Genomic DNA, 24,646 nt, shown 5'->3' with positions numbered 1-24,646 from the left:
AATCTACATGTCATTTGCCAATTTTAAGCGCAATTGATATGAATAAACTGATTTTAACTTAGCTATTCACTATGAAAATAAGTCGAAGGGATGTATTGAAAGCATCAGGTGCAACCGCTGGTATGGCGCTTGCTCCAACTTTTTCTCAAGCCCAAAATATTCCATCCAAAAACACTTTTCGCTTGAGTTTAAACCTAAGTACCATCATGGGACAAAATTTAGGTTTTATCAAAGAATTAGAAGTAGCTTCTCAAGCTGGATTTAGATCCGTGGAAATTTGGATGCCTACCTTAGAAAAATATTTAGCTTCAGGAGGGACCATTGTTGAGGCCAAAAAACGTATTGCTGATTTAGGTTTAACGATTGAAAATGCCATAGGTTTTGCTCAATGGATTGTGGATGACACAACTACTCGAAGCAAGGGAATTGAGCAATTGAAACGTGAAATGGGCTTATTGGCCGAGTTAGGGTGTAAACGTACCGCCGCACCTCCTATGGGAGCTACGGCAGAGGCCGGTTTGAATTTAAAGGCTGCCGCAGAACGTTACAGAACCATCTTAGAATTGGGGGAACAAATGAACGTGATTCCGCAATTGGAAATGTGGGGGCATTCGAAGAACTTACATCGAGTGGCAGATGTGCTTTTTGTAGCTGCAGAAAGTGGACATAAGAAGGCACGTTTATTACTAGACGTATTTCATATCTACAAAGGAGGGTCTAGCCACGAAAGCCTACATTTGGTAGGAGAGAATTCCATCGAAATTTTTCATATCAATGATTATGTTACTAGTATTAAGCCCGACCAAATTAAAGACGCGGATCGCATCTATGCTGGCGATGGGGAAGCACCTATTGATAAAATTGTTCATGCCTTAAAACCAAGTGCCCAACCAGTCGTATTATCCTTAGAATTGTTTAATAAACAACTTTACACGCAAGATCCTTTGTTGGTGGCAAAAACGGGCTTGGAAAAGATGAAAGCTGTAGTTAAACGAGTAAATGCCCAATATAAAGTATAATTAAATTCATGAAAAAATTCAGTTTACTGATAGCTCTTTTTAGTGGAATAACTTTTGTATCATTAGCCACTGAACCTGCAAATTCTTCTCCCTCAAAAAAATTAAAACTTTGGTATAATAAACCTGCTCAATATTTTGAAGAAGCACTGGTATTAGGTAATGGCCGAATCGGAGCTACCGTCTATGGAGGTACAGATACCGATAAGATTCATTTAAATGATATTACACTTTGGTCAGGAGAGCCCATGGATCCCAACATGAATCCACAAGCTTACAAACATTTACCTGCAGTTCGAGAAGCACTAAAAAATGAAAATTATAAATTGGCGGATTCTTTAGTCCGTAAATTACAAGGTAAATTTTCGGAGTCATATGCACCATTGGGCGACTTATACATTGATTTTAAATCTAGCCCTGTAAAGAATTATTACCGAGAATTGGATTTGGAAAAGGCCATAGCTTCGGTGAAGTATGATGCAGGCAACCAAACTATTTCTAAAGAATACTTTGTCTCTTATCCAGACAAAATATTAGTGATTCACTTGAAAAGTTCTCAAGCTAAAGGGCTCAATTTTAGTGTTAGATTCGGTTCCAAATTGAAGTACAAATCGAAGTCAACCATCAATCACCTACATTTTCAAGGAGTAGCTCCAGTGCGAGCAGATCCTAATTATGTTAGGAAAAAGGGGAATCCAATTATTTTTAAGGAAAATCAAGGAACTCGCTTCTCCGCAGATGTTTTATTACAGTCTACGGATGGTCAAGTGGCCAGAACAGATAGTACTGTTAGTCTTTCCAATGCCACAGAGGCAACTATTTTAGTGTCATTAGCTACTAGTTTTAATGGATTTGATAAAAATCCACAAAGTCAAGGTTTAAATGACGATGCAATTGCTCAAGAACAATTACAAGTGGCCAGTAGAAAAACGGTTGTTGAGATGCGAGCTAGGCATATTCAAGATTATCAACAGTATTTTAAACGAGTAAGCCTTCATTTAGGAGGGGAACAGGCCCCTGAGCTTCCCACAGATGATCGTCTAAGAAGGTATGCTAAAGGAGAAAAAGATCCTTATTTAGAAACTTTGTATTTTCAATTTGGCCGTTACTTATTGATATCAAGTTCTAGAACCTTGGGTGTACCTGCTAATTTACAAGGGCTTTGGAATCCACATATTCAACCACCTTGGAGTAGTAATTATACGATGAATATTAATGCTGAAGAGAATTATTGGTTAGCAGAAAATACCAATTTATCAGAAATGCATGCCCCTTTTCTCAGCTTTATTGAGAATTTAGAAAAAACAGGTAAAATAACGGCAAAGACCTTTTATGATGCACCTGGTTGGACGGTTCATCATAATTCGGACATTTGGGCCATGACGAATCCCGTGGGGGATTTTGGAAATGGGTCACCTAGTTGGGCTAATTGGTACATGGGTGGCGCTTGGGCAGCTACACATTTATGGGAACATTATAGTTTTACTAAGGATGATAAATTCTTGAAGGAAAAGGCCTATCCATTAATGAAAGGGGCTGCCGAGTTTTGTTTAGCGATGCTAATTCCAGACAAAAATGGCAATTTGATTACATCTCCATCGACCTCTCCAGAAAATAGATTTATTACTCCTACGGGTTATCAAGGAGAAACAGCCTATGGTGGAGCGGCCGATTTGGCCATGATACGGGAGCTTTTTCAGGACCTCATTGAAGCAGATAAAATCTTAAAACAAGATGCAACTTTTAGCCAACAGCTTCAAGATGCCCTGAAGAAATTATACCCATATCAAGTGGGCAAAAAAGGAAATTTGCAAGAATGGTATTTTGACTGGGAAGATGTAGAACCTACCCACCGTCACCAAAGTCATTTATTTGGATTGTTTCCCGGAACTCATTTGACCGTAGAAAACACACCAGTCTTGACGAATGCAGCTAAAAGAACTTTGGAAATTAAAGGGGATGAAACCACAGGCTGGTCTAAGGGTTGGAGAATCAATTTATGGGCGAGATTAAAAGACGGGAATCATGCCTACAAAATGTATCGTGAATTATTGAAATATGTGGAACCTGACGGGGTAAAGATTGAATACCGTCGAGGAGGGGGAACGTATCCTAACTTATTTGATGCACATCCTCCATTCCAGATTGATGGAAATTTTGGAGGAGCAGCTGCCGTAGCAGAAATGTTGGTACAATCCGACATGCATCAAATTTATTTACTTCCTGCTATTTCAGATGACTGGAAAGTGGAAGGTGAAGTAAAAGGTTTGAAGGCAAGAGGTGGATTTGAAATTGATATGGCTTGGAAAAATGGTCAGGTGGTAAAGTTATACATCAAAGGTGTTCCTGGGGGGAAAACGACGATAATTGTTAATGGAACATCTAAAGAAATACAAATAGCCAAAGGAAAGAAAGTGAGAATCTTGTAGGGAATGTAGAATGAAGAATTAGGAATGAAGAATGTAAACTGGAGAATTTTTTAGGAAAAGATTCTCGTCGTACTTCAAATTTCGTAGAAGCTAGCCGATTAATGTAGATTGGTTTTTGTGCTCCATGCTACATTCTCCACTGAAAGTTTAATCTAATAAAAAGTCGTATAAAAGACCTTGGAATCAGCCTATCTCGGGACAAGATATTCACAATTCTACATCCCTAATTCTCCATTCTACATTCCTAATTCTACATGGTAATCTGAAACTGCCCCCAGATACTTCTACCAACCCCATTGATGCCAGAGCCATGCATACGGTAATCTACATCTCCCAAGTTTTGAAGTTGAAGGCTTAACTGCCAATGTTTACGGGCATAGGTTGTCTGTAAGTTCACCACACCCCAGCCAGCTGTACCCAAGGGATTCATTCGGTTATCCGATTTATCACCCGCACTTAATCGCTCTTGACTAAAGGCAAATACATGTTCGATTTGAGAGGTAAACCGCCCTGTTTGAATCAGGTATTGAACCGATCCATGCAAAGGCGGAATACGTCGCATGGGTTCATTTTGTGTCAAATTTTGACCTATAACATAAGATAATTGGCCTTGTAAAGCACTTTTTGTGTTGATTTTATATAATCCTGACCATTCGCCTCCAGCCAAATAACTCTCCTCTACATTCCTTTTTTCGTAAACAGGATAGCCTTGAATAACCGCAGTTGTTTTAACCCGTGTAATCAAATTGCTTAAGCTAGTTCTGAATACCGAAACTTGTTGACGAAAACGATAATTTTCAAATTTATAGCCCAATTCCAGATTTAAGGAATACTCTGGCTTTAATTGATAGGCCGGTTTTTCATACCTAAAATCAACGATACCCAAGCTGCCTAAATCATCTAAATTAGGAGATCGAAAGCCAGAACTACTGGAAAGATATATGGAAGAGTTTGTTCCTATGAATCGGCTAATTCCCGCGGTATAAACCAATGCTTGGTTTTCAACGATACTTAAGCCCAAGGTCGTATCAGGTAAAGTGGCTTTCACTTGATGCCAACGTAAACCTAATTCAATTTGGTAATTGGGTATTTGGATATGATGTAAAGAAAAGATAGAGCTCTGCTCATACCGAGATTGATCAGGATAAAGTCCTCTCAAAGGAGTGATTTTTTGTGAGGACTGGTTGATATCCGATCTAGAACTTCCAACCCAATCATGATAGATTTCAACACCTGAGGTGGAAGACCAATGTTTTGTCCATTGACTTTCCACATCTATACTGACACTCCGCGTATTTACTTGATCTGATTCTACACGCAAGGTACTACTTCCATTTTTCTGAGCCCTTCTGTTTTCTAAACTCGACTGAAAGGCTAAAGTCCCCGTTATTTTATTGGCCCAAGCCTTTGGAGTTGTAACAGTCCCTTTCCAATAGACACGTTCGTATTTTTGCTTTTCCATTTCATTGATGGCAAAGTTTTCTAATACTATTTTATGGTAGACAGGCACATTGTTTTGAACCATTTGTTGGTAGCCTACTTCCCATTCAAAGGACTTACTAGCTTGATGTCTAAACTTAAACATAGAGGAGCCTTCCTGATAGCCACTTGGGCTTTGAGCACCTAATTGATTTCCTCGGATTAAATCACCAAACTTTTTAGTAGATCCTGAGGCTAAGATTCCCCAATTTTTTTGGCTATACACGATTTTTCCTTGATAAGAATTTTCCATGTCACTACTTGCCCAGCGCTTTTGAAGCCCAATTTGTAATAAAGGTTTCGCGCTAAATTGAGGTCTTTGACTATACATATGAATAACACCCGTCAAAGCATCGGATCCATATTGTACAGCTCCTGAACCCATGACGCTTTCTACTCTTTCTAAGGTATATGGGTCAATCGTGTTTAAGTATTGATTAGGGCCATATCGAAATGTGGAATTATTGAATCTAATTCCATCCAACATCAAAAGCGTTTGATTACCCGTTAAACCCCTAACAAACATAGAACCACCACCTTGATTGGTTTTTTGAAGGAATATGCCTGGCATATTCATCAATAACTCAGGGCTGGTTCGCGCACTTTTTTGTCGGATCGTAGAATCTGACCAAATTTGAGTCGCATAAGGTGTTTTTAATGCATTTTGGACACTTCTACTGGTACTAACTACAATATTTTGAAGGGTATCACTTGCATTTTTTTGGGCTAAAATGGGTGAGCCTTGACTCATTAAATACAATGAAACGACTGCTATTAACTTAATCTTCATCCCCTTCTTCCTCTTTAGTATTTAAAATAGCTGCTCTACGGGGTGCGGGCATTTCTGAGTGTTCTCCGCGTACCGACTTCCAAATAATCTGGTTCAATACTAAATCTGGAATAGCATCCTCCTTCGAGAAATCAAGCTTTTCACTTAGTCGAGCACTGGCATTATCTGCTACATTCTTTTCGAAAATATTCACCTGTGGAGCAATGTGTTGGAATGGGCTTATATCAGCTTTTGAAGTAAAGCATTTGTACATAGGCGTTGCAGCAGCGTCATATTGACTCATTGGAGGGATTCCTAAAATCAATTCCATCGTTCTTAACATGGAAGAGGTAGAATAAGGAGTATGGTCAACAAATCCACGTTTTACAAAACCTCCTGCTACATATGCCGTAGTACGGTGTGCATCTACGTGGTCTGAGCCATTTTGAGCATCATCTTCTACTATAAATATGGCTGTTTCTTTCCAAATTTTGGATTTCGATAAATGTTCTACGAATAGACCAATGGCATAGTCATTTTCTGCTACAAAAGCTGTAGGTGTATAAGAGCCCAATTTTTGACCTTCCGTATGATCATTCGGGAATCTCAAAGAATTGAATTGTGGAACCTGATTTTTGGCTAATAAGGCATCAAAATCCTTTTTCCAGCGATTGAATCGAAGTGTATCCATGATTTTCTGATCAAATGAAGGGAAATCTGGACAGAAATGGCCTGCAATGGAAGGAATATTGGGCTTGAAATCATCAGCGAATTCTCCATATGTCCGATACGAAACACCCGCTCTTTTGCAATAATCCCAAATGAATCCATTTTTTGGATTTGCTATGGCACGATTCCCTTCCCCATCATATTTACCACCTCTTCCTCCATAACCTGTTGGCCAGGTTTTTTCCAAATAATCCGTAGCATGGGCCGAAGTAGACCAGTTGTGTCCATCTGAACTAACCTCTCCATCCACATAAAAATTATCTAGTAAGACAAAGTCTTTCACTAATTTATGTTGGTTCGGGGTTACTTTTTCTCCAAATAAAAGCAAAGATAAATCGCCATTTCCTCCCTTTACATCTGCTAAAACCTGATCATAAGTACGGTTTTCCTTTAAAACATAAAAAACATATTTGATGGGTGATTTACCCCCCACCTTGGTTGGGATAGGATTTCCTTTTTCTCCTTTTGCTTGGAGCTCAATCTGTTTATTGTATGGAGTATTGGTATATACCGCTTTAGATAAAATGGCTAATTCTGCTCTACTAGGTTCTTGAAATAGAGACATGGTCCCTTTCATCAAACCTCCAATGTATTCTACTTTAGCTTTTTTCTCATTATCTGCTTGCTGATATGTTACTTTTTGAATTTTTGCCATGGGATTTGGTCCTTTCGGATTGGCAAAAGAAGAAAATCCTTTTCCATTGGCAACATAGACAGTTTGTCCAATGACTTTCACCGCGGTTGGATACCAGCCTACTGGAATAAATCCAAGAGACTTCGATTTGCCTGGATTCTCTACCTCAAAAACAGCTAAACAATTATTGTCTGCATTCGAGATATACAAGCGTTCTTCATCTTCTGATAATGCCAATCCATTCGTAGAAGAGCCTTCCAAGGCATTGGGAAATAAGGCGGCATTCAATACCTCTATCACTTGGTTGCTACGCGTATTAATGACCGAAACAGAGTTGTCATTTGCATTGGCAACAAATAGGGTATTGCCATCTTTTGTTAATAAAATTTCATTTGGATGATCGCCAACTGGAATGCCTTTGTCAAAGCTTTTTGTTTGACAATTGAAGGGTAATATTTGCGCGCCTCCCCAAATAGAAATGTATAATTTATCTCGCTTAGGGCTTAATAAACAAGTAAATCCTTCGGCAGGTAAAGGAAAGGTATCACTCACTTTATTCTGGCGAACATCTACCAAATAGAGTTTATTGTTGTCTTTGGATACCACATATAAAATTCCACGCTCATCGTCCAAAGCCATTCCAGTAGGAGAGATGATGTCTTTTGCTTTATCTGTCAACGAAATAGAACCTTTGGCAACTAATTGCTTATTACTTATTTCAAATTTTAATACCTTGTTATCATTTCCACCCGAAGCATAAACAGTTTTATTATCTTGAGATATGGCTAATCCATACCAAGATTTAGCGACTTCAATACTGTGAACTACTTCATTCGATTTCGTATCTATTAATTGTAAACTTTGGATACTTTGGCCATTATTGGTTGCCACCATCCATTGTTTATTGGCTGATACAGCTAAATTCAAAGGTAAATCACCTAATGATAGCGATTTGCCATGCGGAGATAATTTCCATCCGTTGGGAAGTCTGACCCTCTTTTTCTGTAAATCTTGTTGTAATTTACTTGCTCCTTGTGACAGCATAGTATGACTCACGATTAACGAGCAAGCCAAGCCTAAGAAAAGGCTTTTGGAGAAATGGATTTTCATAAGTAAAAGGTTTTGAATGTTCAATTTACAAGCATTTTTAAATAAATGAATCCTGTATTTATTTTTTAATGATTTAGTAAAATTGTCCATAAATAGAAAAACTAAATTTATTGGAGTTAAATGTAGATTGTATGGATATTTACTATCGGGAAAACCCCACATTGAACGTTGAAGATTTTATCGAGATTTTAGATAAATCAACTCTTGGTCAACGAAGACCCTTGCAGGATGTGGCTGCTATGCAACTAATGCTAGAAAACGCTAATGTATATGTTGGAGCTTATGCGGGAGAAAAATTAGTAGGACTTGCCAGAGGCATGACAGATTTTGTATTTACTACTTATTTAGCTGATTTGGCAGTAGATGAAGCATTTCAACATCAAGGAATAGGGAAAGAGTTAGTGATTCGGGTCAAAAAAATGCATCCCAGGGCCAAATTAATCTTACTTGCAGCTCCTGCTGCCCAAGCTTATTATCCTAAAATTGGTATGCAAAAACATGATTTTTGCTTTTTCATCGACGATGTCAATGAAATTCAATAGGACTATTTTACTACCGCTAAGCGTTTGGTGATTGTAGATCCATCAAGGCCAGTAGTACTTAAAAAGTAATTGGCTGCTGGTAATTTGGACAAATCCACATCTTTAAAAAATACGGCGAGGTAAGTGTCTTCAAAGACAATATTACCTTTCATGTCATATATTTTTAAAGTGCCAGTCGACATATTCTGCCAGCGAATGGTGATTTTATCCACGGCAGGATTCGGGCCAATACTAAATTCAAAGTTCTGGTCTAATCGAACTATGGGAATGGAAGAAAATGCAAATGCCCGCATTCCTGCTTTATTTCGGATAAAGGGTCCAGGGAAAGGAGCTTTGTTAAAAGCATAAAATTCTCTAAAATAATCAGGTAAATAACTAATGATTTCATGCGGGTATTCCTGATTCAAGTTTAAAATAACCTTATTGCCTTCCACCTCGATGTTGTCGATGTATTTGGCCGCACTCACCGCATTAATACCATCATAAAAGAAATTATCCTTCATATTACGCTTCTGCGTTTTACCTGTCGGATCGATAAATGTAGTATCAGAAGGAGCGATCATAATTTGACCTTGTTCAAACTCCAAATACAGCTTTCTCGTTTCAGATTTTGATTTGAAATAGGCCTTAACAACATTGGGACTATAAACCTGTTTATCCCATGGTCGTTTATATATTTCGGCCGAAATAATGCGGAATAATTCAAAACCACTTTGACGATAACCCTCATTTCCATAATGGAGACCGTCAAACTGCTTGGTACCTACGGTTGCAAAGGATTTGACATATAAATCATTGGTATACTGTGCTCGTTGATTTTCTCTTACCAAAGCCGCTGGGGAATACTGAAATTCGTAGACGTTGGTCTGTGGGCAAAAAACGTATTTAGCACTGGGAAAGAACTTTTTATATTTTGTTTTTAACTGGTCAAATTTCCACCACCAATCAAATGGACTACCTGCAGGAAGTGTGGATTCAGCCTCTCCTTGTCGGTAAATAATGGCCTGAACCTTATCCAATACTCCCGCTTTCATGGCCTTATACAGCATGATGTTGCCACCATAAGGCGCTTTCAAATCACCATCCAATATCAAATGGAAGTCGATAGCCGAGCCACCTGCTGCTGAATTAATAAAGCAAAATGGGACTTTTTCAGATTCAATTAGATATTTGGCTATTTCAGAAACCCAGGGTCCTACACGGGCTTTGTCTGTAGCAAGAGACCAAAGGGTATCCGCTAAGTTGTATGGCCCGTAATTGTCTGAACCTTGTACTGCACCAAAGGAACGTAAATATTCCCCTTGAAAAACTTTCTCGTCGATAGGTCCAATCCAAGCATTCGACTGCCCACTGACTAAAAAGGCATCTCCTGCTACAATGTTCTTTCTTTTGACAACTAAGCTAGAATCGAAACCAATGAATTGATAAATCTCAACATCATATTCGGCTAATTCTGCGTTAATGCTAATGTTGTTTTTATATGGACTGTTGGCAGACAGGGCCGATTTGGCATATTTAAATAAGCTGCCATTGCGTAAAACTTTTACTGATACAGCCGTAACCGATTTGTTGGTTACATCGGCTGCAATGATGATATCAGCTTTGTTTTTGTCATCTCTAGGATAAAAGTGATAATTCTGAGGTAATTTATTGAATACAAAATCGCCAATTTTTTGGGCACTCAACTCTGTTTTGATACAAAAACCTAAGAGGCAACAAAAAATTAAAATTCGATGAATCATGGATATGCTTTTCTTTCCCTAGCTGAAAATTTCTAACAAATATATTTAGGAAACCATGTACAAGGTATCAATATTTTTAAATTTATTCATTCCTTTCATTTCAATCCGACATTAAATTATTTTTCCTTTAGTCAGAAATGGCCAAATTCAATGAGTTGATTCAAATTGATTTGGGGTTAATTTTTTTGTTTTTTATGCGTATTTTTACCCCATACCTACCTTTTGTAGAGTTCTATTTGTAAGAATATGTCCAAAACGATGTCCCCCCAATCCAATATTAAACCACTCGTACTCCTTTTGTTGGGTTTCTTTTTTTGGGGTATGATGGCATACTTGATGGGAAGTATGGCAATTGCGAATGGACCGAATATCACCGATGATTTTTGTTTCGCTTGGGTAGGGAAAGAATATGGCGTTTTTGGAGGTGCCTACCAGTATTATATCGGTTGGAGTGGTCGATATTTTGGTAATGTCATGTTGCACTTGAATCCACTAATATTTAGTCCAGATTTTGGATATTTCAAATGGGGGACATGGATTGTTATGGGTCTAGGATTGGCTAATGCACTTTTTTTATTCAAAAATATCTTTCAGAAACCTTGGTGGAATGCCACCGTCATCTGGAGTGCTCTGGTTTTTCAAGCCATAGGTTGGTATACGATTCCCGGATTTTATGAATGGTACTTTTGGTTTTCAGGCTTATTTTATGCCTTATCTTTTCAATTAGTCATCTTGTTTTTTAATCTGTATTATTTTGAAAAAGGAGTTTGGATTCGGTATTTCATTTTACCTCTTGTCTTATTCCTTCTAATCGGAAGTAGTGAGATCACGATGATATTCTTTTCAACCGTATTTGGATGCATACAACTGTATCGCATAATCAAAAACAAACGGATTGAAGCTGAACTTTGGGTTTTGGCAATAGTAGGGGTATTAGGTTTAGCCATTGTCTTTTTGGCACCTGGTAATGCCATTCGTGCCACTAAACACATTGCATTAGTTGATGGCTTATTAGAGGCTGCAAAAAGTGCCATTCATCAATTGTATCTATTTTTAAAGGAGCCATTATTTTGGCTTATGAATGTTTGGATTCTTTTATTTGGAACGGGTAAAAAACAAGCATATCCACTTTCATGGCCTCTTTTCTTTGGGGTTTTAGGTATTTTGTCATTAGGGTATTATCTGAGCTTTTTACCTATTTCTTTGGCATTAGATGAAACAGGTATCCCGAATCGGACCTTGAGTTTATTGTTTATGTATTTATTATTAGGTTCCAGTTATTTGAGTTTTGTTCTGCATCAAAAGTTAACCTGGTCAATACCTGAAAAAGCCCAATTTCCTGTTCAATTGCTCATCATGTTATTGATTTTACCTAATATGCATTTTAGTAAAAGTGCCCACCTGATGGCAACCGAAATTAGTTCTGGTACAGCATTTCAATTTGCCAAAGAGCAGAAAGCTAGATTTGAGGCTCTTCAACATAATCCTGCTGACAAGGTGGAAATACCAGCCATTCAGACTAAATCAGCCTTTTTATTTAACGAGGAAATTTCAACGGATTCAAGCCATTTGTGGTGTAAGTGCATAGCCAAGTATTATGGCAAAAAACAAGTACGACTGAAAAACAATTAAATGGCAAAACAGGTTAAGAAAAGTCATTCAATGATTACCTTTAAAATTCATTAACAAACTTACTATGAAACACCTTTTTACTTTGGGGGCAGTGGCCCTCTTATGGGTTATCAGTATTCCTATTCTAGCCCAAATAACGTATCCCCTCAATGATGTCGCTAATCCTCGTCAAGGATATTATGCTTTTACGCATGCGACCATCGTGAAAGATGCTAAAAATACATTGACAGATGCTACCTTAATCATTCGACAAGGGAAAATCGAACAAGTAGGAGTTAATATACCTATTCCAAAAGAAGCGGTTGTGCTCGATTGTCAAGGTAAATATATTTATCCATCGTTTATTGATATGTATTCCGATTATGGAACTCCAGCTATTTCAAGCGGGGGTACCAATTTTCGTAGTCCTGCTCAAATGCTATCCAATACCAAAGGGCCCTATTCTTGGAACCAAGCTTTGAAGTCAGAAGTAGACCATGTGAAATTATTTAATGTCAATGAAGCTAAAGCGAAGGAATTAAGACAATCAGGATTTGGGGTTGTTTTAACACATCAAATGGACGGGATTTCCAGAGGAGTAGGAGCTATTGTAAGCTTGGCCAACTTAAAGGAGAATTTAGTCATTTTGAAAGAAAAAGCATCTGCACATTATTCTTTTAGCAAAGGAGCATCTACTCAAGATTATCCAACGTCTTTAATGGGAAGTGTAGCCTTATTGAGACAGAATTTTTTAGATGCCCAATGGTACAAATCTAAACCAAGCAAAGAAGGCTTAAATCTGAGTTTATCTTCTTTCAATGAGAATTTGTCCTTGCCTCAAATTTTTGAAGTAAGTGATAAATGGTCTGCCTTACGTGCCGATAAAATAGGGGATGAATTTGGTGTACAATACATCATCAAAGCGGCAGGAGATGAATATCAGCGCATCGAAGATATTAAAGCCACGAAAGCGAGCTTCATTTTACCATTAGCTTTTCCTCAAGCTATGGATTTGGAAGATCCTACGGATGCACGTTTTGTGAATGTAGCTGAATTAAAACATTGGGAATTAGCTCCAACGAACCCAGCTGCTTTCGAAAAGGCAGGAATTCCTTTTGCTTTAACTACGAACGGATTGAAAGAAACATCTTCTTTCATGACTAACTTGAAAAAGGCCATTCAAATGGGTCTGTCGGAGCAAAAAGCGATGGAGGCTTTGACGACTAGTCCAGCTCAGCTATTAGGAATTGCGGATCAGGTTGGAACTTTGGAGGCAGGGAAGTTGGCTAATTTTCTGATAACAACTGGTCCTATTTTCCAGGATAAAACACAAATTGTGGAAAACTGGGTACAAGGGAATGGATATGGTGTACAAGTAGATGCTTGGTCAAATTTAACAGGGAAATATGCTTTCCAATTAGGTTCAGAGAAATATACCTTACTGGTTAAGCCAGACTTAAAAGCAACTTTACAAGGCGCTGATACCATTCAAGTGGACTTGAGCCAAAAAGACCAATTGGTCAATTTGGTATTCACTAAAAAGGGAGACGCAGGAAAACGTATTCGTTTGACTGGTACACAACAAGGAGCCAATTGGTTAGGAACGGGTCAATTAGCCTCTGGAGATTGGGTTAGCTGGAAAGCGACTCGTGAGGGAGCTTTGGAAGAAAGCAAATCAGATAAAAAGGAAAAGAAAGCAGATGAGGAGGCCATTGGATCTTTGGTTTATCCATTCAATGGGTTTGGTCAAAAAAGTATACCGAAACAAGAAACGATATTGATTAAAAATACCACGGTTTGGACGAATGAAAAACAGGGGGTATTGAAAGAAACAGATGTTTTGGTGAAGAATGGGAAAATTGTTTCGGTGGGGAAAAATCTCAAAGATGCTTCTGCGAAAGTGATTGATGGAACCAATAAGCACGTTACCGCTGGGATCATCGATGAGCATTCACACGTGGCTGCAGCAGGAGGAATTAACGAGTGTTCCCAGTCTGTAACAGCTGAGGTGAGAGTAGCCGATGTCATTGATCCAGAAGATGTGGACATTTATAGACAATTGAGTGGAGGTGTAACAAGCAGTCATATTTTACATGGTAGCTGTAATACCATTGGAGGTCAAACTCAATTAATCAAATTCCGTTGGGGTCAAAACGCGGAGCAAATGAAGTTTGCTAATTGGGATCCTTTCATCAAATTCGCTTTGGGAGAAAACGTGAAGCGTTCTTATAATGCTGCCAATAACCGTTTCCCAGATTCGAGAATGGGCGTAGAACAAGTATTGGTTGATGCCTTTACTCGTGCGAGAGAATATGAAAAATTAGGACCTGGCAAACGCATCGATTTGGAATTAGAAACACTGTTGGAAATTCTGAATAAGAAGCGATTTATAACCTGCCATTCCTATGTTCAGAGTGAAATTAATTCCATGATGAAGGTGGCAGCGAGTTTTAATTTTTCAGTCAATACATTTACACACATTTTAGAAGGATATAAAGTAGCCGATAAAATGAAGCAGCATGGAGCCAATGCATCTACATTCAGTGATTGGTGGAATTATAAAATGGAAGTTCTTGATGCCATTCCTCAAAATGCTTATTTAATGCAAAAAAATGGGATTAATGTAGCCATCAATTCAGATGACGCCGAAATGGCTCGTCGTTTGAATCAGGAAGCAGCTAAATCGGTGAAATATGCAGGAATGAGTGAAGAAGATGCATTGAAAATGGTGACATTGAATCCGGCTAAAATGTTGCATGTGGCAGACCGGGTTGGAAGTATTAAAGAAGGTAAAGATGCCGACTTAGTACTATGGTCAGCGCATCCATTAAGTATTTATGCTAAATCTGAAAAAACGATTGTGGATGGAATGATCGTTTTTGATCGTGATTTGGATGCTACATTACAAGCTAATTTGAAAGCAGAAAAACAACGATTAGTTCAAAAAATGGCTAGTGCCAAAAAGGGAGGAGCAAGTACTCGTCCAGCAGCACCTACTTTCAAGGAAATGAATAATTGCGAAGAAGATCACCAACACGACAAAAGTCTTTGGGAGCGTATTCAATCTCGCATGGTATTGACAGAAAATTAATAGACATCAACATGAAAAAAATATTCATAGCTATATTAAGTGTGATTTCTCTGGGGCTTCAGGCGCAGGAAACCATGCATCCTTCTCCGGCTCAAACGAAGAAAATCGTGATTACAGGAGCAACCATCCACGTAGGAAATGGCCAAGTAATTGAGAAAAGTAATTTAATTATTGAGAAGGGAAAATTGAAAATAGAAAGTACATCTCCTAGTATAGGGGCAGATGTGGAATACATCGATGCGACTGGCAAGCATATTTATCCAGGAATCATTGCTCCTAATACCAATTTAGGTTTGGTGGAAGTAAGCTCAACGCGAGCTACGTTGGATTATGTAGAGTTGGGAGATATACATCCCAATGTACGTTCATTGGTAGCCTATAATACGGATAGTAAAGTGATTAATACATTAAGAACTAACGGGGTTTTATTGGCTCAGATAGTTCCACAAGGAGGATTAATCACCGGAAGCTCCAGTGTGGTACAATTAGATGCTTGGAACTGGGAAGATGCAGCCTATTTGGTTGATGAAGGAATTCACATGACCATGCCTGCTTTGATTAATCGTCCCAATAATGTTCGCCGGGGAAATGCACCTGCTGGTGATCCAGTTAGAGCGGGCTTAGCGCGCATTGAGCAGGCAAAGGGTTTTTTCAGAGAAGCCAAGGCTTATTTAAATGAAAAATCGCATGCAGAAGTTAATTTGAAATTTGAAGCTGTAAAAGGGCTGTTTGATCGAAGTCAATCCCTATATATTCATTGTGATTTAGTGAAAGAAATGTTGGCCGCCATTGAATTGAACAAGGAGTTTAATTTTAAATTGGTCATTGCAGGAGGGGCAGATAGCTGGATGATTGCGGATATTTTGAAGGAAAACCAAGTGAGTGTTATTTTATCGGAACCTCATAGTTTACCAGCTACTGAAGATGATGCCGTAGATCAGCCATATAAGACGGGAGCTATCTTGTATAAAGCGGGGGTTTTGGTAAGTATAAGTCAGGATTCTGGAGACGGCTATACCCAACAAAGGAATTTACCTTTTATGGCAGGAACATTGGCGGCTTATGGTTTGACCAAAGAAGAGGCTTTGCAGGTTATTACGCTCAACCCCGCTAAGATCTTAGGAATAGAAAAGAGAACGGGAACCATTGAAAATGGAAAAGATGCTAACATCTTGATTTGCCAAGGAGATTTATTGGATATGAAGTCGAGTGTTTTGAGCCATGCTTTTATTCAAGGTCGTTTCATTGACTTACAAAACAAACATACTCAGTTGTTTGAACGATATAAGTATAAGTACCAAATAAAGTAATGATTAGCCTGTGTCTTACGAACACAGGCTTTTTTTGATTTTACTACTAAGCCTGAAATTCTCATTTCAGGCTATTTTTTTGCATATTATGTAGTGCCAATATCAAAAAAATCATAAAATTGGATATTTTCTTTGGAGGCATTTGTAAATTATATTTCAAATCGAAACATTTGAATTAAGTATAAACACCTAACCAATTAATAGTATGAAAACCAAACATTTATTCTCTGTTGCTTTGATCAAATCAAGGCAATCTTTACAACTCACCCAACAACAAGTCGCCAGTGCCGTAGGAGTAAGTCAGAGCGCTTATAATTATTGGGAATCTGGTAAACATTATCCTAACGCGACGAAAATTTTTCAATTGACTAAGGTGCTCAAGATACCTTTGGAAGAAGTTATGGCTAGTTGATTCCATAAGCAGAGCAAGCCGGTTTTTCAAAAGCCGGCTTTTCTATTTCATATTTAGGGAATATCCGTACCTTTACGCTTGCATCAAACAATGTTTTTGTTTTGAGAAACTCTAATTTATATACCCGTCAATTTTTACCATTTCTCTGTTTATTGGCAGGTTTCTTATTTATTTCATGTTCTGAAACGGTCAAGACAAGCCCTAAAAACACGTATTTTGCTTGGGCAGACTTACTTAATTCACATATCAAATCTTTCGAAGTAAAGAAGCCTAAAGTACACAAAACGGTTTTTTTAGACGGAGTAAAGGAAGTAAAAGTGGTGTCTGACATCGATTGGTCAAAAGAATGGGCCCTGTTTTTAGAGGCAGATTTGAATAAACCAGCTTTTGAAAAAAGTTACGATAATTTATCCGAACCTGATTTGATTTGGTATTCTTTAAAATTAGGAGAAAGTTTACCTGTAAAGAAGTTTATGGTTCATTTGGATGGCCTGAACAGACCAACTCGCGTGGAGATTGAAGTGTCTCAAAAGAATTTTCTTTTTGAAACGAATAAAAACATGCACATGACATTTTCAGATGGGTATGTACAAACCTACTACATCGAAGGAAGTCAAAAATTGAGATGGGGCAAACCTACGCACTATAAATTATTAGGAGTTTTACTCTCCAAATAGATTGCTCGACAAATAGCGATCTCCGCGGTCACAAATTACACAAACAATCACACCTTCTTGGAGCTCTTCAGCCAAACGAATACTGGCAGCTACAGCTCCTCCACTACTCATTCCTCCAAATACACCTTCTATTTTGGCTAATTTCCTCGTCATAGATACGGCTTCTTCTTCGGAAATATCCATGATACGATCTACACGCTCTGGTTGGTATATTTTGGGGCGGTAAGCTTCTGGCCAACGACGAATTCCAGGGATAGAAGAACCTTCAGTAGGTTGACAACCCACAATTTGAATATGAGGATTTTGCTCTTTTAAATACATGGAAGTTCCCATGATAGTCCCCGTTGTCCCCATAGAGCTTACAAAATGGGTGATTTCGCCTTGAGTATCCCGATAGATTTCGGGCCCAGTGCTTTTATAATGGGCTAGGTAATTGTCGGGATTTTCAAATTGGTTCAACAAGATATATTCACCTGTTGCTGCTTTATCCACAGCATAATCGCGAGCTTCTTCAATACTTTTAGTTAAGGTTACTTTAGCACCAAAGGCTTCCATTGTAAGCACTCGTTCTCTGGTGGAATTGGCTGGCATGGCTAATTCAATTTCCAAATTATATAGGCAAGCAATCATTGCCAAGGCAATACCCGTATTTCCAGAAGTAGCCTCAATGAGCTTCATGCCAGGTTGAATATCTCCACGTTTTAAAGCAGACTCAATCATGTTTTTCGCCGCCCGATCTTTGACAGATCCTCCTGGATTATTCCCTTCTAACTTACCATAAATGCGCACATTTTTATTGGTGTGCAATTTGTTTAATTCTACTAAAGGGGTATTTCCTACTAAGTCTAATAGCGTGCTCATGTTAGTCTAAGATAACTTTTGTATTTTCTTGATGGTATATTTTGGTATTCGGTGCGACACTTCTGGTGAGCCAAACATTCCCTCCAATGACCGAATTTTTGCCTACAGTAGTATCCCCACCTAAAATAGTGGCTCCTGAATAAATCACCACATCGTCTTCAATGGTTGGATGTCTTTTTGTAGAAGCCATGCTTTTATCTACCGATAATGCTCCTAAAGTTACTCCTTGGTAAATTTTTACTCTTTCGCCGATAATGCAGGTTTCACCAATCACAATTCCTGTTCCATGGTCCATGAAAAAGTATTTACCAATTTGTGCTCCTGGATGGATATCAATACCCGTTTTTGAATGGGCATATTCTGTTAATATACGGGGTATCAAAGGGACTCCTAACGCACAAAGTTCATGAGCCAAGCGATAAAATGCCATGGCATAAAAGCCAGGATAGGTTCGGATAACTTCAAAATCAGTATTGGCAGCAGGATCTCCATTGACCATGGCTTCCACATCGGTTAGTAACGTATCATATACTTTAGGAATACGCTCCATGTATGCTTGTGTTAAGCTATGCGGGTCAGAGGGTAATTCTTTTTTCATGGAATGCAACATGGACTCTAATCCATTTTCGATGCTTTCCCACACGGCTACCAATTCTTCTTTTTGAGAAAAATGTTTACGTGTTTGTTCTGGAAATAAGGTCAGAATAATCTTCGTAAACAGTTTTTTAATATCCGAGGTAGCAGGAAAGTCGCGAGTTTGCTCGTGCTTGGATAAAATAACATCTAAGAATTCGGAAGGTAACATATGTTTTTAATGTTTTAGGCTTTCTGCTAAATGTGGAATAATTGCCTCCACTTGTATTTGGGTATCTAAGGAATTAATTTCTAATCGTTGAATGTTTTGACGATCTCTTTGTTCCAAACCATGTAAATATGCTTTATCATAGTATTGCAAGGTGATGGCAGCCACTTCTTCAAATAGGTCCAAATCCAAGCAGGCTAAAGCTCTCTGATAATGTTGGCCTCCGAGTCGTTTCTTGATTTTCTCGATCGCTTCAGCCAACATTTCTTTGGGATATTGAGCATACACTTTGACCAAATAAGGTAAACGGTATTGGGCATCAATATCCAAAAATAAGACTGGAGCCTCCCGAAGTTGCGAATAAAAATCCAAATTCATGAACACTTTTCCAATGTGTCTGCTTTCATCCTCTACCCAAATAGCTTGATGGTAATCCATATGGCGTAATTCATGAAACAATACATTTTCAAATTGCTCACTCGTAGGTTGTGGAGCTAATCCCAAATGCCCAAAAGCTGATCCTCGATGATGAGCTATACCTTCCAAATCGATGACTTGAAAGCCTTGCTTTTTCATTTCCAATAATATTTCGGTTTTCCCGCTACCTGTTTTTCCTCCTAAAACCCGTAAAGGGATGGGTGCTTCAAAGGCTTTTAATACTAAATGTCGGTAAGCTTTGTATCCACCAACCAATAGTTTAACCTGTAAACCAGCGGTTTCTAGTAACCAGGCCATACTGCCACTGCGCATTCCACCACGCCAGCAATGAACCAATAATGGTTTGCCCTGAGCTAATTTTTTAGCAGTTTTTACCCAAGGGGCTAATTTAGGCCCAACGATGGAAAGGCCTAATTCAACAGCTTTATCTTTTCCTTCTTTTTTATAACAAGTTCCTACCGCGGCCCTTTCCTCATTACTGAACATAGGAAAAGAGATAGCTCCTGGAATATGCGCTCTTTCAAATTCCCCAGGTGACCGCACATCTAATATCACCCCTTCGGATGAAGCGGAAATAAAATCCATGGGGCTAAGTTTTTCAGGCATTGGAAGGCTTTATGGGAATCACGTAAAGTTCGAAATTTAATGGGTCAAAGCTATCGAGTAAATCCTGAATTAAGCTAGGTTTTTCTAAGTAATAATCTAACAGATTATCATACCTTTCTTGCCAATTACCATGAGGGAATAAGCGGGACTTTACTTGCTGAATTTGACGGATCGCTGTTTCATGATTTCTTTCTTCCGCTCGTTTTAACTTTTTAGCCATTCGGTCCAAACCATTGATCCAACGTTGTCTTTCCGCCATAATACTACCCTCTAAGGTTGGGTCAACTTGCTTGGCTTTCAATACCATTTGTTCTAAAATCGGATTAACGGCCTCTATTTCTTGGTTAAAATCTAAGCTATAAATGGTATTTTCAAGTACATACTTTCTGATAAGTGATGTCTCTGAAAGAAATAAGTCTGGGATCGGAATACCTAATTTATCAATTCTCTTTTGTTCTAAAGCTGGAAGTAATAGCGCAAAATTTCTAGGTAATACGATGGGGTAAGGTATTTGATGTTGATCAAAAATGCCTTTTAATTGCAACCAATAGGCGACTTCGGCAGGGCCTCCTAAATAGGCTAAATTAGGTAAAATGCATTCTTGATAGATGGGCCTTAAAACGACATTGGGACTAAATCTCTCAGGATGAACATGTAGTTCATTTTTTAATTCTTCTGTATTGAACTGAATGGATTGATTCAGAACTTTAAATAAATCACCTTGCTTTTCGATTCGCTCTCTGATGCCATCAACCAAATAAAATAAATTAATCCCTCGGGCATTGATTTGAGTTTTATACCCTAACTCATTCAATTGTTGGTTTTGCTTTTCTACCAAAGGCTCATGTGCATGATCCAACAAATCTGCTTCCATAATTGGAAGAAATAAGGATTTTAATCGAGGATCATCAGCATCTAAACAAATTAAACCCTCTTTTCCAAAAAGCTCATGCATGTAACATCGAACAGCTTCGGACAAAGTTTTATTTTGAGTATATGCTTGTTGGAAAATGGGTAATGAAAAAGGTAAAGAAGAAAGAAAATCACCTATTCCATCTAAGTTAAATCTTCCGACAGCTCCTTGTTGTTGAGTATTCCATTGAAAAGTCGACTGGTTTAAATGGACATGATTAATTTCATCCCAATCGTGATCTTCCGTGGCCATCCAGTAAATTGGAATAAAGTTATAGGCAGGATATGCTGCTTTTAACTGTTTGGCCAAATTGATGGTGGAGACGATTTTGTAAATGACATACAATGGACCTGTCATTAAATTGAGCTGGTGCCCAGTGGTTACAGTAAATGTATTGTCGTCCAGCAATTTTTCAATTGATGGTGCTTTTTCCACACCTTGATATTGATCTTGAAGGACCTCTACCAAAACTTTTCGATGGCTAGCAGGGAAGGACTTTTTATCAACTAATTGATTTTTAAAGCCAGTAATACTAGGGCTATTTTGGTATAAGTTCTTTAGATTAGGTTTCTCATCTAAATAGTCTAGCAGTAATGAACTGAAAGCAGAAAGTTGAGATAGTGGGTAGCTTTGGATAGGCATATGGTTGAATGGAAAGGGCCGTTAATATATAAAAACCCAACTGTTTTCCAGAAAGTTCGAGCGAAATTAAATATATTTAACAGATTTTTGAGGTTCTAATTTTTCAAATGAGATTTTTCGTCTTTCTTTTCTTATTTCTAGTTGCTCATTTGGGCTTTGCCCAACAAACACCTCAAGTTACTCAATTCATGATGAATCGTTATCTGTATAATCCTGCATTTGCTGGATTTGAGGATTTTACTGATATTAAAGTTGGGTATAGGCAACAGTGGGTAGGTTTATCAGAAGGGATGAAAACCTTTTATGCTACTGCCAATTGGGCGATCGATAAGTCAGATCGAACATCCACCGGCCGAACGCCCTATATGTCAAAAACAATTCGACGATCTTTTAATCCTACCAAGCGTCGAAAAAAAGATTACCGTTGGGAATTTCATCAAGGTTTGGGACTTCAAGTTCAAGCTGACCAGTTTGGGCCCATGTCTACTTTTTCTGTTGCAGGAAGCTATGCTTACCACGTGTCCTTGGGTGGCGAAGATAAATTGTCGGTGGGTGCTACAGCCGGATACTATTCTCGGGGTTTAAACATGAATAATTTTGATGTAAAAGATGGGGGAGATCCACTAATTTTATATTTGGATCCACCTATTGGAACGCCCATTACGAGTGCACCTACTCCTTATGGATCTCTGACGGCAGGTCAATTATTAGCGAATGTTGGGGTTCTCTATTATAACCGTGAATTTTTCTTAGGCCTATCTGCCAATCAATTGATTTTTGAAAACTTCACCTATGAACGCTCTGATCCGGCAGCTTTGGATACCTTGAGTCGACGGTATTATTGGCCTAATAATTCGGATTTTGATAATGATAAGGTAAGCACCAGGGCCTTATATTCAGGTACCATGAAGCCCAATTTGTTCGCCATGATTGGCTACCATATTAGAACATCCAAGTATTTTACCGTTTCACCGGCTGCATTAGTGAAGTTTTATAAAGCAGGTACCATGTCCATTGAAGCAAACGTCAAAGCTGATTTTAACCAACAACTTTGGATGGGATTTGGATATCGACATAAAGAGTCATATTCTGCCATGTTTGGAGTTCAACTGCGGCATAACATGCACATGTCCTATTCGTATGATTTGAATGCGAATGGATTGGCGAATCAATCCATGGGTTCACATGAGTTGGTGTTAGGAATCACCATCAACAATAAGATTGGAGTTCCTACTCCTCATTAATCTTATTTAGTCGAGTATTTATCACGAATTTTTTGGTAGGCCTGCTCAGGTATTGGGCTTTCAGTTGATGTCGTTTGAGTGGCAGGTTTATCCCAGTTTAAATAACCTTTTACCCAAGCTAAAGCTAATCCTAAGGCCAATATGCCAATGAAGATAAACATTTCAACTAAGGCATAAGTAGACCAAATGGGGCTTGCTTTTTCTAAATCTGCTTGATGGAAAACAGAGGCCCATGGAAAAAGAAATATTAATTCAATTTCAAATAAGACAAATAAGAGGGCAATCAAATAAAAACGAGGATTGAAACGAATATTGGCATTTCCTACGGGTGCTTCTCCTGACTCATAAGTACTTAGCTTTTCTACATTAGGGCGATTCGGCCTAATCCATTTGGCGAGCGTTAAAATAACTGCTAAAAATAATATTCCAGCTATCAAAAAGGCTGCTACATATGCAAAAGCTTCCATTATTGCCTCATTTTTAAATATCCTTTAATCACGGTAAAGGTGGTTATTCCAAGGAAAAACAAAATGATATAATGTACATAATTGATAATCCATGGGAAATGCTGGCCAAGGTAGTACCCCGAAGTCACTAATATCCCCACCCAAAGGCCACCGCCAACTACGTTCAGTAATAAATAGCTGTACCATGGCATTCGACTGATACCCGCTAAAATGGGCGTAAAAGTTCTAACTACAGGTAAAAAACGACTAATGACCAAAGCCATAAAGCCATATTTATCAAAAAACTCACGAGTAGAATCCAAATGCTTTTTCTTGAAAAAGAGGCTATCTGGTCTGCTTTCTAGCGATTTGCCAAAGAATCGGCCTGATAAGTAACCTACAAGTGAGCCCACCACCGCTGCTAAGAAAATGCTGGCTAATAAACCTGATAGAGGTTCTTTTAATACCCCTGTTCCTCCAAAGACACCAGTTAAGAAAAGTAAATAATCCCCTGGAAGGAAAAATGCGAAAAACAGTCCATTTTCTGCAAAAACGATCAACGTAATAACAAGCAAGCCAGAGCGAATGATGGTTTCAGAATCAGTTAACTGATGCCACAAAATATTTATTTCATCCATAATAGGGGCTATACTCGCTTATTAATCCTTGGTTTTTAGGCTTTTGTCTCAAAAAAATGTAAATTGAGGATATAAATATCCATTAAAATTTCCATTTTTTCCTACATTTGAGCTATGAAAACTTGGCTGGCCTCCATCCTTTTTGTGATTATCTTTTCGGGATCCTGGATTCCGAAGGTGGGAATGGAGCAAAGTTTCAAAGCAAATGAACTGTTAAAGCACTTTCAAGATCATAAGCGCCAAGCTCCTGCAGGTTTTAGTTTTATGGATTTTCTTTGGATGCATTACGCAGCGGATTCCAAGCATGCTAAAACGACCAAACATCCTAGTTTGCCAAGTTTTGATTTTAGTGGGGTAAGTGGATATGTTTTACCGACCATTTCTCTTGTTTTTTTATTACCTCTTCTTTTTGTTTCATCACGCCGCCAATTAATCAATTGGCAGAATCTATATCATTTTTCGTTAGCTAGAGTGCTAATCGCACCTCCTCGGTACTAGGGATTTG

The 24,646-nt window shown here is 38.4% G+C and carries 19 protein-coding genes; 10 read left to right on the top strand and 9 right to left on the bottom strand.

Features of this window, described 5'->3' with window-relative positions:
- The first annotated feature begins 71 nt into the window (after nt 1–71).
- Nucleotides 72–1,019: a TIM barrel protein gene (locus tag EWU22_RS00910; RefSeq protein WP_130924015.1), complete on the top strand. Its 948-nt coding sequence runs from the start codon at nt 72–74 to the stop codon at nt 1,017–1,019.
- An 8-nt stretch (nt 1,020–1,027) separates the two neighbouring features.
- On the top strand, nt 1,028–3,445 hold the full coding sequence (locus tag EWU22_RS00905) for a glycoside hydrolase family 95 protein (RefSeq protein WP_130924014.1): 2,418 nt from the start codon (nt 1,028–1,030) through the stop codon (nt 3,443–3,445).
- Nucleotides 3,446–3,695: 250 nt separating this feature from the next.
- On the opposite strand, the gene EWU22_RS00900 is transcribed toward EWU22_RS00905, so the two are convergent.
- Both EWU22_RS00900 and EWU22_RS00895 read right to left on the bottom strand, forming a co-directional pair.
- Entirely contained in the window at nt 3,696–5,714 is a 2,019-nt protein-coding gene (locus EWU22_RS00900) for a TonB-dependent receptor plug domain-containing protein (protein ID WP_130924013.1), read from the bottom strand.
- The gene (locus EWU22_RS00895; RefSeq protein ID WP_231962566.1) at nt 5,704–8,166 is read right to left on the bottom strand and encodes a bifunctional YncE family protein/alkaline phosphatase family protein; all 2,463 of its coding nucleotides are present in this window, start codon (nt 8,164–8,166) and stop codon (nt 5,704–5,706) included. Before EWU22_RS00895 ends, EWU22_RS00900 begins: the two co-directional genes overlap by 11 nt.
- A gap of 131 nt (nt 8,167–8,297) precedes the next feature.
- On the opposite strand from EWU22_RS00895, the gene EWU22_RS00890 reads away from it, so the two are divergent.
- A complete protein-coding gene (locus EWU22_RS00890; protein WP_130924012.1) occupies nt 8,298–8,708 on the top strand; it encodes a GNAT family N-acetyltransferase in 411 nt (136 codons plus the stop codon).
- 2 nt (nt 8,709–8,710) lie between these two features.
- Here the strand turns inward: EWU22_RS00890 and EWU22_RS00885 are convergent, their stop codons facing one another.
- Nucleotides 8,711–10,450 (bottom strand): T9SS type A sorting domain-containing protein, encoded by a 1,740-nt coding sequence (locus tag EWU22_RS00885; protein WP_130924011.1) that lies wholly within the window; start codon nt 10,448–10,450, stop codon nt 8,711–8,713.
- Nucleotides 10,451–10,708: 258 nt separating this feature from the next.
- On the opposite strand from EWU22_RS00885, the gene EWU22_RS00880 reads away from it, so the two are divergent.
- The 5 genes from EWU22_RS00880 (at nt 10,709) to EWU22_RS00860 (ending at nt 17,551) form a co-directional block, all read left to right on the top strand.
- Complete coding sequence (locus EWU22_RS00880; protein ID WP_130924010.1) at nt 10,709–12,082, top strand: DUF6056 family protein; 1,374 nt, start codon at nt 10,709–10,711, stop codon at nt 12,080–12,082.
- Between the two features lie 64 nt (nt 12,083–12,146).
- On the top strand, nt 12,147–15,152 hold the full coding sequence (locus EWU22_RS00875; RefSeq protein ID WP_130924009.1) for an amidohydrolase family protein: 3,006 nt from the start codon (nt 12,147–12,149) through the stop codon (nt 15,150–15,152).
- A gap of 11 nt (nt 15,153–15,163) precedes the next feature.
- The gene (locus tag EWU22_RS00870; RefSeq protein WP_130924008.1) at nt 15,164–16,462 is read left to right on the top strand and encodes an amidohydrolase family protein; all 1,299 of its coding nucleotides are present in this window, start codon (nt 15,164–15,166) and stop codon (nt 16,460–16,462) included.
- A gap of 205 nt (nt 16,463–16,667) precedes the next feature.
- A complete protein-coding gene (locus tag EWU22_RS00865) occupies nt 16,668–16,874 on the top strand; it encodes a helix-turn-helix transcriptional regulator (RefSeq protein ID WP_109324460.1) in 207 nt (68 codons plus the stop codon).
- A 101-nt stretch (nt 16,875–16,975) separates the two neighbouring features.
- Nucleotides 16,976–17,551 (top strand): hypothetical protein, encoded by a 576-nt coding sequence (locus EWU22_RS00860; RefSeq protein WP_130924007.1) that lies wholly within the window; start codon nt 16,976–16,978, stop codon nt 17,549–17,551.
- Here EWU22_RS00860 and cysM read toward each other — a convergent pair.
- From cysM to bshC, 4 genes are read right to left on the bottom strand one after another with little or no spacing between them, the layout of a single operon-like run.
- Nucleotides 17,537–18,412, bottom strand: a complete 876-nt coding sequence (cysM, locus tag EWU22_RS00855; protein ID WP_130924006.1) for a cysteine synthase CysM — start codon at nt 18,410–18,412, stop codon at nt 17,537–17,539. The two genes, EWU22_RS00860 and cysM, sit on opposite strands and share 15 nt — an antisense overlap.
- A gap of 1 nt (nt 18,413) precedes the next feature.
- Nucleotides 18,414–19,217: a serine O-acetyltransferase gene (locus EWU22_RS00850; RefSeq protein ID WP_130924005.1), complete on the bottom strand. Its 804-nt coding sequence runs from the start codon at nt 19,215–19,217 to the stop codon at nt 18,414–18,416.
- A gap of 6 nt (nt 19,218–19,223) precedes the next feature.
- Nucleotides 19,224–20,258 carry a tRNA 2-selenouridine(34) synthase MnmH gene (mnmH, locus tag EWU22_RS00845; RefSeq protein WP_130924004.1) on the bottom strand — a complete coding sequence of 345 codons (1,035 nt, stop codon included), beginning with the start codon at nt 20,256–20,258 and terminating at the stop codon, nt 19,224–19,226.
- Nucleotides 20,251–21,813, bottom strand: a complete 1,563-nt coding sequence (bshC, locus tag EWU22_RS00840) for a bacillithiol biosynthesis cysteine-adding enzyme BshC (protein ID WP_130924003.1) — start codon at nt 21,811–21,813, stop codon at nt 20,251–20,253. The genes mnmH and bshC overlap by 8 nt, the downstream gene beginning before the upstream one ends.
- A 107-nt stretch (nt 21,814–21,920) precedes the next feature.
- Here bshC and EWU22_RS00835 point away from each other — a divergent pair, with 107 nt between their 5' ends.
- Entirely contained in the window at nt 21,921–23,057 is a 1,137-nt protein-coding gene (locus tag EWU22_RS00835; RefSeq protein ID WP_130924002.1) for a PorP/SprF family type IX secretion system membrane protein, read from the top strand.
- 2 nt (nt 23,058–23,059) lie between these two features.
- Here the strand turns inward: EWU22_RS00835 and EWU22_RS00830 are convergent, their stop codons facing one another.
- Both EWU22_RS00830 and EWU22_RS00825 read right to left on the bottom strand, forming a co-directional pair.
- Nucleotides 23,060–23,524: an NADH-quinone oxidoreductase subunit A gene (locus EWU22_RS00830; protein WP_130924001.1), complete on the bottom strand. Its 465-nt coding sequence runs from the start codon at nt 23,522–23,524 to the stop codon at nt 23,060–23,062.
- Nucleotides 23,524–24,141: a DedA family protein gene (locus tag EWU22_RS00825; protein ID WP_109324448.1), complete on the bottom strand. Its 618-nt coding sequence runs from the start codon at nt 24,139–24,141 to the stop codon at nt 23,524–23,526. Before EWU22_RS00825 ends, EWU22_RS00830 begins: the two co-directional genes overlap by 1 nt.
- A gap of 114 nt (nt 24,142–24,255) precedes the next feature.
- Between EWU22_RS00825 and EWU22_RS00820 the strand changes: the two genes are divergently transcribed.
- Nucleotides 24,256–24,639: a hypothetical protein gene (locus EWU22_RS00820; RefSeq protein ID WP_130924000.1), complete on the top strand. Its 384-nt coding sequence runs from the start codon at nt 24,256–24,258 to the stop codon at nt 24,637–24,639.
- Nucleotides 24,640–24,646 lie beyond the last annotated feature (7 nt).

It is taken from the genome of Aquirufa nivalisilvae (genome assembly GCF_004307455.1).
Taxonomy (GTDB): Bacteria; Bacteroidota; Bacteroidia; order Cytophagales; family Spirosomataceae; genus Aquirufa; species Aquirufa nivalisilvae.
This window is presented reverse-complemented; position numbering and strand designations above follow the sequence as displayed.

Coding starts and splice junctions, on each gene's coding strand:
- bshC (WP_130924003.1), bottom strand. CDS start 21,813: ATGCCTATCCAAAGCTACCCACTATCTCAACTTTCTGCTTTCAGTTCA.
- EWU22_RS00890 (WP_130924012.1), top strand. CDS start 8,298: ATGGATATTTACTATCGGGAAAACCCCACATTGAACGTTGAAGATTTT.
- EWU22_RS00830 (WP_130924001.1), bottom strand. CDS start 23,524: ATGGAAGCTTTTGCATATGTAGCAGCCTTTTTGATAGCTGGAATATTA.
- EWU22_RS00895 (WP_231962566.1), bottom strand. CDS start 8,166: ATGAAAATCCATTTCTCCAAAAGCCTTTTCTTAGGCTTGGCTTGCTCG.
- EWU22_RS00850 (WP_130924005.1), bottom strand. CDS start 19,217: ATGTTACCTTCCGAATTCTTAGATGTTATTTTATCCAAGCACGAGCAA.
- EWU22_RS00905 (WP_130924014.1), top strand. CDS start 1,028: ATGAAAAAATTCAGTTTACTGATAGCTCTTTTTAGTGGAATAACTTTT.
- EWU22_RS00825 (WP_109324448.1), bottom strand. CDS start 24,141: ATGGATGAAATAAATATTTTGTGGCATCAGTTAACTGATTCTGAAACC.
- cysM (WP_130924006.1), bottom strand. CDS start 18,412: ATGAGCACGCTATTAGACTTAGTAGGAAATACCCCTTTAGTAGAATTA.
- EWU22_RS00870 (WP_130924008.1), top strand. CDS start 15,164: ATGAAAAAAATATTCATAGCTATATTAAGTGTGATTTCTCTGGGGCTT.
- EWU22_RS00885 (WP_130924011.1), bottom strand. CDS start 10,450: ATGATTCATCGAATTTTAATTTTTTGTTGCCTCTTAGGTTTTTGTATC.
- EWU22_RS00910 (WP_130924015.1), top strand. CDS start 72: ATGAAAATAAGTCGAAGGGATGTATTGAAAGCATCAGGTGCAACCGCT.
- EWU22_RS00880 (WP_130924010.1), top strand. CDS start 10,709: ATGTCCCCCCAATCCAATATTAAACCACTCGTACTCCTTTTGTTGGGT.
- EWU22_RS00865 (WP_109324460.1), top strand. CDS start 16,668: ATGAAAACCAAACATTTATTCTCTGTTGCTTTGATCAAATCAAGGCAA.
- EWU22_RS00900 (WP_130924013.1), bottom strand. CDS start 5,714: ATGAAGATTAAGTTAATAGCAGTCGTTTCATTGTATTTAATGAGTCAA.
- mnmH (WP_130924004.1), bottom strand. CDS start 20,258: ATGCCTGAAAAACTTAGCCCCATGGATTTTATTTCCGCTTCATCCGAA.
- EWU22_RS00820 (WP_130924000.1), top strand. CDS start 24,256: ATGAAAACTTGGCTGGCCTCCATCCTTTTTGTGATTATCTTTTCGGGA.
- EWU22_RS00875 (WP_130924009.1), top strand. CDS start 12,147: ATGAAACACCTTTTTACTTTGGGGGCAGTGGCCCTCTTATGGGTTATC.
- EWU22_RS00835 (WP_130924002.1), top strand. CDS start 21,921: ATGAGATTTTTCGTCTTTCTTTTCTTATTTCTAGTTGCTCATTTGGGC.